This is a genomic window from Streptomyces sp. NPDC001348, assembly GCF_053597535.1.
This window is the reverse complement of the sequence record NZ_JBSFIK010000001.1, coordinates 306749-318503: the sequence shown is the minus strand read 5'-3', so window position 1 is coordinate 318503 and position 11755 is coordinate 306749. Positions and strand designations below refer to the sequence as shown.

At 72.5% G+C, this 11755-nt stretch carries 12 protein-coding genes; 3 read left to right on the top strand and 9 right to left on the bottom strand.

Annotated elements, in window-relative coordinates; all coding sequences use genetic code 11:
- A partial coding sequence (locus ACWC21_RS01475; protein WP_450876895.1) for a hypothetical protein occupies positions 1 to 289 on the bottom strand: 289 nt, incomplete at its 3' end.
- Positions 290 to 362: 73 nt separating this feature from the next.
- Positions 363 to 842 carry an AtaL-like protein gene (locus tag ACWC21_RS01470; RefSeq protein ID WP_450876893.1) on the bottom strand — a complete coding sequence of 160 codons (480 nt, stop codon included), beginning with the start codon at positions 840 to 842 and terminating at the stop codon, positions 363 to 365.
- A gap of 252 nt (positions 843 to 1094) precedes the next feature.
- Between ACWC21_RS01470 and ACWC21_RS01465 the strand changes: the two genes are divergently transcribed.
- Complete coding sequence (locus tag ACWC21_RS01465; protein WP_450876892.1) at positions 1095 to 1787, top strand: SDR family NAD(P)-dependent oxidoreductase; 693 nt, start codon at positions 1095 to 1097, stop codon at positions 1785 to 1787.
- Positions 1788 to 1851: 64 nt separating this feature from the next.
- Here the strand turns inward: ACWC21_RS01465 and ACWC21_RS01460 are convergent, their stop codons facing one another.
- From ACWC21_RS01460 to ACWC21_RS01440, 5 genes are read right to left on the bottom strand one after another with little or no spacing between them, the layout of a single operon-like run.
- A complete protein-coding gene (locus ACWC21_RS01460) occupies positions 1852 to 2109 on the bottom strand; it encodes an acyl carrier protein (protein WP_450876890.1) in 258 nt (85 codons plus the stop codon).
- Positions 2110 to 2135: 26 nt separating this feature from the next.
- A complete protein-coding gene (locus ACWC21_RS01455) occupies positions 2136 to 3170 on the bottom strand; it encodes a beta-ketoacyl-ACP synthase III (protein WP_450876888.1) in 1035 nt (344 codons plus the stop codon).
- A complete protein-coding gene (locus ACWC21_RS01450) occupies positions 3167 to 4588 on the bottom strand; it encodes an aldehyde dehydrogenase family protein (RefSeq protein WP_450876886.1) in 1422 nt (473 codons plus the stop codon). The genes ACWC21_RS01455 and ACWC21_RS01450 overlap by 4 nt, the downstream gene beginning before the upstream one ends.
- A complete protein-coding gene (locus ACWC21_RS01445) occupies positions 4588 to 5688 on the bottom strand; it encodes a phenazine antibiotic biosynthesis protein (RefSeq protein ID WP_450876884.1) in 1101 nt (366 codons plus the stop codon). The genes ACWC21_RS01450 and ACWC21_RS01445 overlap by 1 nt, the downstream gene beginning before the upstream one ends.
- A gap of 35 nt (positions 5689 to 5723) precedes the next feature.
- A complete protein-coding gene (locus ACWC21_RS01440; protein WP_450876882.1) occupies positions 5724 to 6455 on the bottom strand; it encodes a DsbA family oxidoreductase in 732 nt (243 codons plus the stop codon).
- Between the two features lie 214 nt (positions 6456 to 6669).
- On the opposite strand from ACWC21_RS01440, the gene ACWC21_RS01435 reads away from it, so the two are divergent.
- Positions 6670 to 8175, top strand: a complete 1506-nt coding sequence (locus ACWC21_RS01435; RefSeq protein WP_450876880.1) for an MFS transporter — start codon at positions 6670 to 6672, stop codon at positions 8173 to 8175.
- A 79-nt stretch (positions 8176 to 8254) separates the two neighbouring features.
- Positions 8255 to 9196 (top strand): oxidoreductase, encoded by a 942-nt coding sequence (locus ACWC21_RS01430; protein WP_450876878.1) that lies wholly within the window; start codon positions 8255 to 8257, stop codon positions 9194 to 9196.
- A 63-nt stretch (positions 9197 to 9259) separates the two neighbouring features.
- Here the strand turns inward: ACWC21_RS01430 and ACWC21_RS01425 are convergent, their stop codons facing one another.
- Both ACWC21_RS01425 and ACWC21_RS01420 read right to left on the bottom strand, forming a co-directional pair.
- Positions 9260 to 10315, bottom strand: coding sequence for a ketoacyl-ACP synthase III family protein (locus ACWC21_RS01425; RefSeq protein WP_450876876.1), 1056 nt, complete (start codon positions 10313 to 10315; stop codon positions 9260 to 9262).
- A 54-nt stretch (positions 10316 to 10369) separates the two neighbouring features.
- The gene (locus tag ACWC21_RS01420) at positions 10370 to 11623 is read right to left on the bottom strand and encodes a 3-hydroxybenzoate 6-monooxygenase (RefSeq protein ID WP_450876874.1); all 1254 of its coding nucleotides are present in this window, start codon (positions 11621 to 11623) and stop codon (positions 10370 to 10372) included.
- Positions 11624 to 11755: the final 132 nt, after the last annotated feature.

The window sequence follows — 11755 nt, the reverse complement described above, 5'->3', positions numbered from 1 at the left end:
GGCCGCCGAGCTGATCGGCGGGCCGCCTGCGCAGCGCACGCTGTTCGACGTCGAGGCGACCGTCGAGGGCGTGCACGACCTGGCGGTGCTGTCCGGGCACGGCCTCGCCCTGGAGCACGTCGCGTCCTGACGCCGCCAGGCCGAGGCCGCCGCCCGGCCGCTGCCCGCGCGGGCCGCCGAGCTGATCGGCGGGCCGCCTGCGCAGCGCACGCTGTTCGACGTCGAGGCGACCGTCGAGGGCGTGCACGACCTGGCGGTGCTGTCCGGGTACGGCCTCGCCCTGGAGCACGTCGCGTCCTGACGCCGCCAGGCCGAGGCCGCCGCCCGGCGGACCGGCTCCGCGCCGGTCTGCCGGGCGGTCGTCAGTGCGGCGCCGGGACGCCGTGCAGGGCCGTGCGGCGCAGCACCGCCGCCATCGCCTTCAGCGTGCCGCGGAAGTCGGAGTCCAGGTCGCGCAGATAGGCGCTCTGCGACAGGGCCGCGGCCGTCGGGCCCTCGTCCAGGGTGATGCTCAGCGTGAGGGTGAGCCGGCCCTGGTCGTCCCTGCCGATCTCGTTGCGGATCAGCGAGAGATCCGTCTCGTCCTCGTTCCGGAAGGTGATGACGCCGGCCTTCTCGTCGGGTGTCACCCGCTGGACGAGGAAGCGTTCGCCGCGCTCGGACTCGCGCAGGAACCCGTCGGCGTACCGCTCCACGATCCGGGAGGAGGTGATGGCGGGCACGTACCGGACGGGGTTCTGCGCCTTGTCCAGCATCGCCTGCCACAGGCCCGCACGGGTGGGGACGCGGCCCGTCTCCTCGTCCACGCCGTCGATGACCCGGGTCCACGAGATCGTCAGCACATCGATTCCCTTCGGTCCGCTGTGGTGCCTGCCGGAAGGGAGTGTCGGCCGCGCTTTCCACGGGCGGCAATCGGCGTACGGAAACTTCGTCACCTGCGGGTGGCGACCTGACAGGAAACAGCGGCTTTCGTTGCCGGTACGACGCGGAAACGCGAGGCTCGTGACGGACGGCGGGGGCCGAGAGCGCCCCGGCCTCCCCGGAACTCCCCGGAAATCCCCGGAAATCGCACCCGTAGAATCAGGAGAACTCCGATGTCGGCACGATTCACCGGTCAGATCGTCCTCGTCACGGGAGGCGGCGAGGGAATCGGACGGGCCGCGTCCATCGCCTTCGCCGACGCGGGCGCAACCGTGGTGGTGGCCGGACGACACCTGGAAACCCTGGACGAAACCTGTGAGTTGATCGAAGGGCGGGGCGGCAGGGTGTCCCTTGTCGTGGCGGACCCGGCGGGCACGGGCGAGAGCGGTGCGGAACACATCGTGGCGGAGGCGGTACGCCGGCACGGCACGGTGGACGTGGCCTTCAACAACGTCACCGAACTCGGCCCGAACCAGCCCGTGGCGGAAATCCACGAAAACGTCTGGGCGGAAACACTGACGGCCAATCTCACCGGCGTCTGGCTGGCCATGAAGCATGAAATCGCGTACATGGAGAAAGCGGGACGCGGTGTCATCATCAACACCGCGAGCAATATAGGCGTCCAGGGAATGCTGCCGGGGCTCGGCGCCTACGCCGCGTCCAAGGCGGCGGTCAGCGCGCTCACCCAGACCGCGGCCCGCGAGTACGCCGACCGCGGCATCCGCATCAACGCCATCAGCCCCTGCCCGCTGGGCCGTGGGGCGAGCGTCGAGCAGATCGCCGACACGGTGGTCTGGCTGGCCTCGGACGAGGCGTCGTACATCGTGGGCCACGACCTGGTCCTGGACCGCAAGGCGACTGTCTGAACCGCCGTACGCCGAAGGGCCCGGAACGCGCCGTCCGCGTTCCGGGCCCTGGTCCTGGTGGCGGTCAGCCCAGCGGGACGCCCTTGTCCCGCAGCAGTGCGACGGTGTTCTCGATGGTTCCGGCCTCCTCTATCTCGGTGTCCTCGAGGGCCACTCCGTAGTGGTCGGAGAGGATCACGGCGAGCTCCACGAGGTCGAGCGAGTCCAGCTCCATCGTCGCGAACTCGGCGGTGACGTCGACATGGCCCGCGGGGACCCTGAACTTCTCGGCCATGAGCTCGGTGATGTGCTCGGCGATCGCGCTGTGGGCAAGGACGGTCATGGGTTCGGCCTTTCCGGGTGTGAGGGTCAGCAGGGTGTGACGTCGGGCCAGACCAGGGCCGTGGAGCCCCAGGCCAGCCCGCCGCCGAAGGCGGTGAGCAGGACGCGTTCGCCGGTACGGAGGCCGCCGTCGGCGACCGCGTCGGCGAGGGCGAGCGGGATGGACGCCGCGGAGGTGTTGCCGACGCGGTCGAGGTTGACGACGGCCCGCTCGCGGTCGATGCCGAGCCGGTCGGCGACCGCGTGCAGGATGCGCACGTTGGCCTGGTGGCCGACGAGACGGTCGACGGATCCGCGGGGCCAGCCCACGCGGTCCAGAACGGCGGCGGAGGAGCCGCCCATGGCGGCCACGGCCCGGGCGAAGACCTTCTTGCCCTGCATCGTGAACCAACTCGTCGCCGGGTCGGGCGGGTTGCCCCCGGAACGCTGCCGGGAGCCCCCGCCGGGGATGGCGATCAGATCGTGCTGCGTGCCGTCGCTGCCGAGGTCGAAGCCGAGCAGCGCGCCCGGCGCGTCGGCGCGGCCCGCTTCCAGGACGACCGCGCCGGCCCCGTCCCCGAAGATCACCGCGGTGTTGCGGTCGGTGGGGTCGAGGATGCCGGAGTACGTCTCGGCGCCGATAACGAGGACCCGCTCGGCGACTCCGGACGCGATGAGCCCGGTGGCGCTCGCCAGGGCGTAGACGAACCCGGCGCACACGGCGGCCACGTCATGGGCGGCCACCGGGCCGAGCCCCAGCCGGGCGGCGACCCAGGGCGCGGTCGCCGGACAGGGGTGGTCCGGTGTGGTCGTGGCCAGGACGACGGCGTCGGCACCGGTCACACCCGCCGACTTCAGTGCGCGGGCGCCCGCCTCCACGGCGAGGTCACCGGTGGCGGTACCGGGGTCGGCCCAGTACCGCTGCCGGATGCCGGTGCGGGTGCGGATCCACTCGTCGCTGGTGTCGAGGTGCTCGGACAGTTCCTCGTTGCGCACGGCGCGCGGCGGCAGGAACGTACCGAGTCCGGTGAGGACGGCGGCCCGGCGCCCCGGGTCCGCCGCCGACTGCTGTGGGGTGGTCATGGTGATGTCCGGCCTTTCACGCAACCGCGGATGACGGTCTTCGTCCGCATCAGGAACTCGCCGAGGTAGCCGTCGTGCGGCACACCGCGGTCCATCCAGTGGGTGGGGTGGTCGCCCACGTGGACGTTGGCGATCGTCGGCTCGGCGACCAGCTGGTCGACCAGGTCCCGGTCCCGCTCCACGTCGCCGACGAACACGCCCAGGACGAGCGACCCGCGCAGCGGCGCCGTGCCGTCCGAGCGGCTCCACGGTGCCACCCACACGCAGGGGAAGGGGAGTTCGGCGGTGTGCCAGCCGCCCTTCAGGTGCGGCGCCTCGAACACGGCGGGGCGCAGCACCGCGCCACCGCCGGGGAGTTCCTCCACGACGCCGTCGCCGCCGAGGTGGGCCGTGGTGCCCCGGGCGCGCTCCAGCAGGTGCCGCTCCAGGGCGCGGGCGCGCTCCACCGGCTGCACCGGCAGGGCGGCCTTCTCGTCGTCGGCGGGCAGGCTCGGCAGCGCGCCGAGCCGTTCGGCGAGGGCGCGGGCCACCGGGGCGGGATCGCCCTCGACCAGGACCGCGGTGGCGTTGACGCACTTGACGCCGCCGTGGTGGGCGACCGAGCCGACCAGGGTGTCCAGATGTGCCCGCCAGTCGGCGCCCTCGGTGATCAGCACCTTGGTGCGGCCCGGCCCCTGGACGAGCACGGTGGGGTCGGCCGCGTACTTGTGCACGACGTCGTCGCCGCCGTACACGAGGGACAGGTCGGCGCCGCGCAGCACCTCGTCGGCGCCCGCGTGGTCGGTGGGCAGCAGCATCACGTGGTCGTCGCCGAAGCCGGCCGTACGCAGGGACGCGACCAGGCGGTGGGGGGTGAAGGGCTCACGGCGGGAGGGCCGTACGGCGACCCGGTAACCGAGGGCCAGCGCCTCGAGCCACAGGGCGTGCGGCGCGGGATGGTTGCCGGCCGCGCCCACCGCGAGCACCCCGCCGCGCCGGGTCCACACCGCGGCCCCGGTGCGGGTGCGCGGGTCACCCCAGTCGAGCACCGCGCCGCCGGGCAGCGCGCCGTAGGAGCCGGCCAGGGGGCGGCGCGCCGAGTCGGCGATCTCGTCGGCGGCGGACCGTACGGCGGGCAGCGGGATGCCGGCGACCCGGGCCACGGTCCGTTCGTAGTCCTCGTACGACAGGCCGTGCACGGTGTCCTCGCGGAAGATCCGGGCGGCGCGGGCGAGGGCGGCGAGCCGTTCCTCGCGCGGCGGGGGCGCCGCCGCGCGCAGTGCGGCCAGCGCCCGGGTCACGAACAGGCCGGGGACCAGGCAGAGTTCGGCGGCGGGCGCGCCCGTGGTGTCGGTGACGGTCTCCCGGCGCCGGGTGCGGTAGGGGCCGGAGGGGCCCAGCGCGTCCAGGACGAGTGCCTCCGGGTTCGACGCGCCCATCAGTACACCCCCTCGATGACCTTCTCGTCGTCGAACTCACGCACCGGGGCGATGTCCGCCACCGAGTCGCCCACCTGGCCGGGCAGCGGGCGGATGCGCAGGGCGGTGTCGCGCTCGACGTTGTTGGGCAGGAACAGGCTCTTGCCGACGTAGTGCATGACGACCCGCCCGCGCTCGCCGTACTCGACGGGCCTGCGCGCCTCGAGGTCGATGACGTTGTACGTCATGTACGGCGAGAAGGGGTCGTAGACGCACGGTTCGTCGTCGGTCAGGCCGGCCCGCTCGCTGACGTGGCCGAGGGTCATCGTGTTGCCGAAGCCGCCGCACAGGACGGCGTCGGGGAACAGCTCCGTCCGGTACAGGTGCCGGGTGTCCGGGTCGAGTTGTGTGCCGACCCACATGATGGCCTTCACCTTCTTGCGCACCAGGTCGACGAGTTCGTCGCGGTGGCACAGGCGTTCCAGGACCGGCGGGGTGAGCATGAGGACGCCGACGTCCTGGGAGCGCAGCGGGTGCTGGAGCTGGTCGACCAGGTGCTCGGTGTACAGCTCGGCCTCGGTCCGGTCGCCGCGGGCGATGATCTTCTTCACCCAGCGCGGGTCGACGTCGACGGAGAAGGAGAACCCGCCGCGTGCCGTCACCAGCTGCTGGAAGGACGCGCCGACCATGTGCGGCCCGGACGGGATCGCCAGCAGCCAGTTCACACCCCTCGGCACGCCGTGCGCGTCGAGCTGGGCGTTGCTGTGCGCGAGCAGCAGGTCCAGCCACTCCTGGAGCATGACGACGCGCTTGGGCGCCCCGGTGGTGCCGCCGCTGTCGAAGACGCCGACGACCGGGGGGCGGTGCGGTCCGTAGCCGAGCGGGATCAGGTCCTCGGCGCGTACGTCGCGCAGTTCGTTGGCGACGTTCGGGAACAGTTTCAGGTCGTCGAAGGTGCGGATGTCGGTGCGGGGGTCGAAGTCCAGCCGATCGGCGCGTTCCAGCCAGAACGGCGAACCGGTCTCCTCGGAGAAGTGCCAGCGGACGGCGGCGCGCAGGAATGCGTCCGGGTCCGGGGACACACCGTACGGCAGTTCGAGAATGGGGTCTGCGGCGGACAACTGCGGGCTCCCTTCCAGGAATGGGAAAACGCGGATCAGGCGGGTCGAACGGCCGTCGGTTCGGGCAGCTTGTCGATCAGGTCGCCGGCCCAGTCGGGCGTGTAGGAACGGAAGTGCGGGAACCCGCCCGCGTTCGGGTCGCCCGTCCATGTGAAGTCGGCCCCCGGGTTGTGCACATCGGTACCGGCGGCGGTGAACAGGTGCGGGCTGCCCTGCACCCGCGGACCGCGCGCGACGGCGAAGTCATGGTGGACGGCCGCCCGGGCCGTGCCCCGCTCCAGGGCGTCGGCGAGCGCCGCCTCCTCCACCAGCGGGCAGTCGGCGGCGACGGCGAGGATCTCCGAGGGGACGCTGATGCACCGGCCCTCCGCGTAGAAGGCGTGCCGCAGTGCGGTGTCCAGCTCGTCGCTCGCGGGCAACCCGCCCACCTCGGGCGCCTTCGCCGCCTGCACGGCCTCCAGCGCGGGCAGCGTGGTCACCGGGTAGCTCCAGTCGGGACCGGGCCACAGCCGCCAGCCCAGCTCGGGCACCTTGGCCCCGATCGCCACCGTCTCGGCGTCGATGATCGGCTTGGGCGTGGACTGCGCGTTGAACAGCTCCAGCGGGAAGACCCGGTGGTCGACGAGAATCCGGCGGCCCCGCGCGCGGGCTGCGGCGTGCAGCGTGTGCAGGGCCAGGGTCGCCCAGGGGCAGCCGATGTCCGACCAGACGGTCACGACGGCCGGGTCGGACGAGTACAGGGACTGCGGTTCGGCCTGCGCGGTCATGGGACATTCCTCCGGCGCGTGCGGGACGGGTGATTCGACCCGAATTCTGGGCACGGCCGTCTCCGCGTCCGAAGATCGCCGGAAGGACTTTGTCAGGCGCCGCCGACTTCGTCAGACGCGGTTCGCCCACCTGACGAAGTCAGCCGTCCGCGATCGACGTCCCTTCGCGCACTCACGGAGCATGACGCACACTCGCACGAAAGGGTGTTTCATCATGTCCGTGCTGGACGATTCGGCACGCCGGCCCCGTTCCGTTCCCCTCTCCCCGGAGGCGGCGCACGAGCAGGGCACCGGCGGCCCCGCGCGTCCCCCCGCGGCACCCCGTATGACGAGCCGTCAGCGGTCCGTGCTGATCCTGCTGCTCAGCTCCACCTTCCTGCTCGCCGCGGACCTGCCGCTGCTCAACGTCGCGATCCCGGTGATCGGTTCCGGCCTCGGCTTCGCCGTCGGCGACCTGCACTGGATCACCACCGCGTTCGCGCTCACCTCCGCCGGTTTCACGCTGCTGTTCGGGCGGATCGCCGATCTGTACGGGCGGCGCCTGGTGTTCGTCGCCGGTGTGGCCCTGCTCGTGGCGTCGTCCGTGCTGGGAGCCGCCGCGCAGAGCCCGGCCGTCCTGATCGCCGCCCGCGTCGCCCAGGGCATCGCCACGGCCATGGCCACACCGGCGGCGCTCGCGCTCATGACCACGTCGTTTCCCGAGGGACCGCTGCGGGCCAGGGCGCTCGGTGTGAACGGCACCATGATCTCGCTCGGCTTCACCGTCGGCGCGGTGGCCGGCGGGCTGCTCACCGGCCTGCTGAGCTGGCGCTGGTCGTTCCTGGTCAACGTGCCGGTCGGTCTCGCCATCGTCGTGCTGTCCCCGGTGCTGCTGAAGGAGAGCCGGGCGGCCGAGCGCTCCCGGATGGACGTGCCCGGCGCGGTCACCGTGAGCCTCGGGCTGCTCGCCCTGGTCTACGGCGTCTCCCGCAGCCCCGACCTGGGCTGGGGCAGTCCGCTGGTGCTCGGCTGCGTAGCCGCCGGTGCCGTCCTGCTGGGCGCGTTCTGGCGTGTCGAGCTGCGCTCCGACGCCCCGCTCGCCTCCGTGCGCATCCTGCGCACGCCCACCGTCCGCTGGGGCAACCTGGGCGGTTTCGCCCTCATCACCCTGCAGACCGCCGTGATCTTCCTGGTCACCCTGTATCTGCAGGAGGTCCTCGGCTACTCGCCGCTCGCCACCGGCATCGCCTTCTCGGTGCTCGGCGTCTCGGCCTTCCTCGGCGGCGCCCTGGCTCCCCGGATCATCGGCCGGTACGGCGGCCGTCGCACCCTCGTGGCCGGGCTCGTCGTCCAGCTCCTCGGCCCGCTCGGCGTGTTCGTGTCCACCGGCGCCGGGCACGGCATCGTGCCGGTCCTCGCGGTCCTGACCGCGGGTGCGTTCGGCCACGTCATGGGCGTGGTGGCGTACATGGTCACGGGCACCTCCAACCTGCCGGACGACGAGCAGGGCCTCGCCACCGGACTGGCCACCATGACCCAGCAGGTGGCCCTGGCGATGGGCACCCCGGTGATGAGCGCGGTCGCCAGCGGCCGCATCCACGCCCTGGCCTCCTCGCACCGCTACGACGACGCCGTCCTGTCCGGCGTCCGCCTCGCCCTGGGTGCCGACACCCTGCTCACCGCCGTCGCGGCCGCCCTCGTGTGGATCTGCCTGGGCCGCGCACCGCGCCGCACCGCCTGACGTCACGTCCCCGCTTCTTCCCCCACGTTCCAGTCCACGTTTCCGCCCACGTTCCCGTCCTCGTGAGGAGAGTTCCTTCATGACCACGCACACCCTCGTGCGCGCCGACGCCGCCGGATCGGTCACCCTCGGCGGTGACCTCGTCGTCCACCGCATGGGATACGGCGCCATGCAGCTGGCCGGCCCGGGCGTCTACGGCCCGCCGAAGGACCGCTCGGCCGCCCTCGCCGTACTGCGACGCGCCCGGGAACTCGGGGTCAACCACATCGACACCAGTGACTACTACGGCCCCCACGTCGTGAACGAGCTCATCCGCGAGGCCCTGCACCCCTACGACGACGACCTGGTGATCGTCACCAAGGTCGGCGCGCGGCGCACCCCGGACAAGGAGTGGCCGGCCGCGCTGTCCCCCCGCGAGCTGCGCGAGGCCGTGCACGCCAACCTGCGCCACCTGGGCCGGGACCGCCTCGACGTGGTCAACCTCCGCATCGTCGCCGAGGGCGGTGGCATCGGCCCCGACGGCTCCCTCGCCGAACCCTTCGGCGCCCTCGCCGAGCTGCGCGAGGAGGGCCTGATCCGGCACCTGGGCGTCAGCAACGTCACCCCGGCCCAGCTCGCCGAGGCCCGCTCCATCGCACCCGTGGTGTGCGTGCAGAACGAGTACAACGTCGTCCGCCGCGACGACGAGGCGACATTGCGGGCCTGCGCGGAGGCCGGCATCGCCTACATGTCCTTCTTCCCGCTCGGCACGTACACCCTGCTGCACGCCGAGAAGACGCCCGGCAGGGACGCGAAGGTGCCGCGGAACGTGCCGCTCGACGCGGGGCCCGTCGACCTGGTCGCCGAACGGCACGGCGTCACCCCCTACCAGGTGGCCCTGGCCTGGCTGCTGGGCCGCTCCCCCAACCTGGTGTGCATCCCGGGCACGTCGTCGGTGGCGCACCTGGAGGAGAACATCGCGGCCGCCGGGCTGCGCCTGACGGCACAGGACCTGACGGAGCTGGACACGATGGCGGTCTGACCCGCCCGTCCGCGCGAAGGGCCCGGGCGCTCGCGGCGTCCGGGCCCTTCGGCGTTCGCGGGCTCAGTCCGTCACCGGGACCGGTCGCTCGGTGATCTCCAGGACCGCGGTGGTCCAGTTGAAGCCGAGCCCGATCCCGGTCAGCAGTACCCGGTGGCCCGGCTCCAGCCGGCCCGAGCGCACCAGGTACTCCAGGCCGCCGAACTGGTCGGTGGCCCCCACGTGCCCGGTCTCCCGGGCCCACTCGGACACCGTCCTCCCGGCGTCCAGCCCGAGCGGCATGAGTACCTCCTGGCGCAGCATGGTCCGGCCGAAGTTCGGGAAGACCAGGTGGTCGGCGTCGGCGGCCCTGATCCCGGCCTCCTGCGCGGCACCCTCCACCGAGCGGATCAGGGCCTGGTTCATCACCTTGAAGACCTCGCCGATCCGCCCGCCGTGCTCCTCGTCGGCGAAGGTCTGCATCCGCTTGATCAGGTTGACCGGGTAGGCCTCCGGGTCGCTGGTGTCGGCGTACGCCATGAACGGCAGCCCGGCGCGCTGGGCGCGCTCCAGCTCGGGACGGCTCTCGGTGACCACGGACAGGACCCGGGCGAAGCCACCGGTGCGGGAGAGCACCGCCGCGCTCGCACCGTCGCCGAACACCAGGCCCGGGTAGGTGCGCCAGCGGTTCCACACCGGCATGGTGAAGCGGTCGGAGGCGGTGATCAGGGCGGCCGTGCGGTCGGTGCCCGCGACGAGGAAGGCCGCGGCGAGCTCGATGGCGGCCATCGCTCCGTTGGACTGCTGCTTCACCTCGAAGGACAGACCGTGGCCGGCGAGGACGTGCTGCTGGAGATAGGAGGCGACGTTCCAGCCGTCCAGACCGCAGAACGCGCCGGTCGCGTGCAGCAGCAGCCCGAACGCGCCGGTGTCGAGGCCCGACTGGAGCACCGCCAGTTTCCCGGCGCGCACGGCCATCTCCGGCTGGGTGTCGTCGTCGCCGGCGACACTGACGCCGAGCTGGCCGGTGCGCCGCTGGGTGTCGGCGTCGTACCAGCCGGCGTCGATGGCCTCCTCGACGGGCACGGGCTTGGGGTACCAGGCCCCCACACCCGCGATGTACAGGTTGTCGTGGCGCATCGTTGCGCGGCTCCCCTCTCGTGGGACGTGCGGTGGATCGGGCGGACCGGGCGGTCAGACGGTGGCGCCGACGACGGGGACCGGGCCGGGGGCGTGTCCCGTGCCGGCCCGGCCGCCGTGCAGCCACCGGACCTTCTCGTACAGGTCCTCCTCCGACAGCGCGCGCAGCATCGCGTTACGGGTCTTCGCGGCCCGGCCGGCCGGGTGGTAGAGCTGCCGGCCCATCTCGCGGGCGAGCAGCTGGGCGGCGGCGGTGCGTTCACGGCGCTCGGCGTTGAACTTCTCGAAGCGCTGGGCGAAGTCGGCCGGTTCGGTGCCGGCCAGCTCACCGAGCACCACGGCGTCCTCGAGGGCCTGGCAGGCGCCCTGGGCGGCGTACTGGAGCATGGGGTGCGCGGCGTCACCGACCAGGACGACCCTGCCGTCGGTCCAGCGGTCCACCGGGTCGCGGTCGCACAGCACCCACGACCTCCAGTCCCGGCCGAGCTCCAGCAGCCGCCGGGCGGTGGTGCCGAGGGACGGGAACTCGGCGAGGACCCGCTCGCGTTCGACGGGTACGCCCACCACCGCCTCGGTGGCACCGTCGTCGCGGGTGGCGGCCAGGTTGAAGAACTCCCCGCCGCCGATCGGGTAGTGCACGAAGTGCCACTTCGGGCCGGCCCACAGCGTCACGGTGTTCCACCGCAGCTCCTCGGGGACCTGCTCCATGGGGATCACCGAGCGGTAGATGGTGTGCCCGGACACCTGCGGACGGCCGTCACCGACGACCTGTTCACGGACGGCGGAGTTGATGCCGTCGGCGCCGATCAACGCGTCGGCGTGGACCCGTTCACCGCTGGTGAGCCGGGCGGTCACCCCGTCGGCGTCCTGTGCGTAGGCCGCCACCGAGCAGTCCGTGCGCAGCTCCACCGACGGTTCGGCGCGGCAGGCCGCCAGCAGCGGCTCGTACAGGTCGATGCGGTGGACCACGGCGTACGGGTTGCCGAAGCGGGCGCGGTAGGCGCCGGTGAGCGGCATCGAGACGACCTTCTCGCCGGTCGTGCCGTCCATGAAGCGCAGCTCGTCGATGTGCACCGCGCGTCCGCGCACCGCGTCGCCGATTCCGAGCACGTCCAGCGCGTGGAAGGCGTTCGGGCCCAGCTGGATGCCCGCGCCGAGTTCGGTGAAGCGGTCACGGCGTTCCAGCACCACCACGTCGTGTCCGCGCCGGGCCAGGCTGAGCGCGGTCGCCAGGCCGCCTATCCCGCCGCCGGCGATTGCTGTCTTCGGCCCTTTCCTCGGCCCTTTCTTCGGCCCTTTCTTCGGCATGTGCAATTCCCTTTCCTTTTCCCGTTCGAATCCGGTTCCAGGGACTCAGCCACTGTCTCGGCCTGCCCTGCCGGGGAGCAATGGAAAGGGATTCACTTCGTCAATTGCCCGGCTGCCCCACGAAGGGCGGGA

What these genes read in the sequence shown, in the direction of transcription:
- ACWC21_RS01420 (WP_450876874.1), bottom strand. Translation starts at nt 11,623, where the DNA reads ATGCCGAAGAAAGGGCCGAAGAAAGGGCCGAGGAAAGGGCCGAAGACA.
- ACWC21_RS01430 (WP_450876878.1), top strand. Translation starts at nt 8,255, where the DNA reads ATGACCACGCACACCCTCGTGCGCGCCGACGCCGCCGGATCGGTCACC.
- ACWC21_RS01465 (WP_450876892.1), top strand. Translation starts at nt 1,095, where the DNA reads ATGTCGGCACGATTCACCGGTCAGATCGTCCTCGTCACGGGAGGCGGC.
- ACWC21_RS01455 (WP_450876888.1), bottom strand. Translation starts at nt 3,170, where the DNA reads ATGACCACCCCACAGCAGTCGGCGGCGGACCCGGGGCGCCGGGCCGCC.
- ACWC21_RS01450 (WP_450876886.1), bottom strand. Translation starts at nt 4,588, where the DNA reads ATGGGCGCGTCGAACCCGGAGGCACTCGTCCTGGACGCGCTGGGCCCC.
- ACWC21_RS01460 (WP_450876890.1), bottom strand. Translation starts at nt 2,109, where the DNA reads ATGACCGTCCTTGCCCACAGCGCGATCGCCGAGCACATCACCGAGCTC.
- ACWC21_RS01440 (WP_450876882.1), bottom strand. Translation starts at nt 6,455, where the DNA reads ATGACCGCGCAGGCCGAACCGCAGTCCCTGTACTCGTCCGACCCGGCC.
- ACWC21_RS01425 (WP_450876876.1), bottom strand. Translation starts at nt 10,315, where the DNA reads ATGCGCCACGACAACCTGTACATCGCGGGTGTGGGGGCCTGGTACCCC.
- ACWC21_RS01435 (WP_450876880.1), top strand. Translation starts at nt 6,670, where the DNA reads ATGTCCGTGCTGGACGATTCGGCACGCCGGCCCCGTTCCGTTCCCCTC.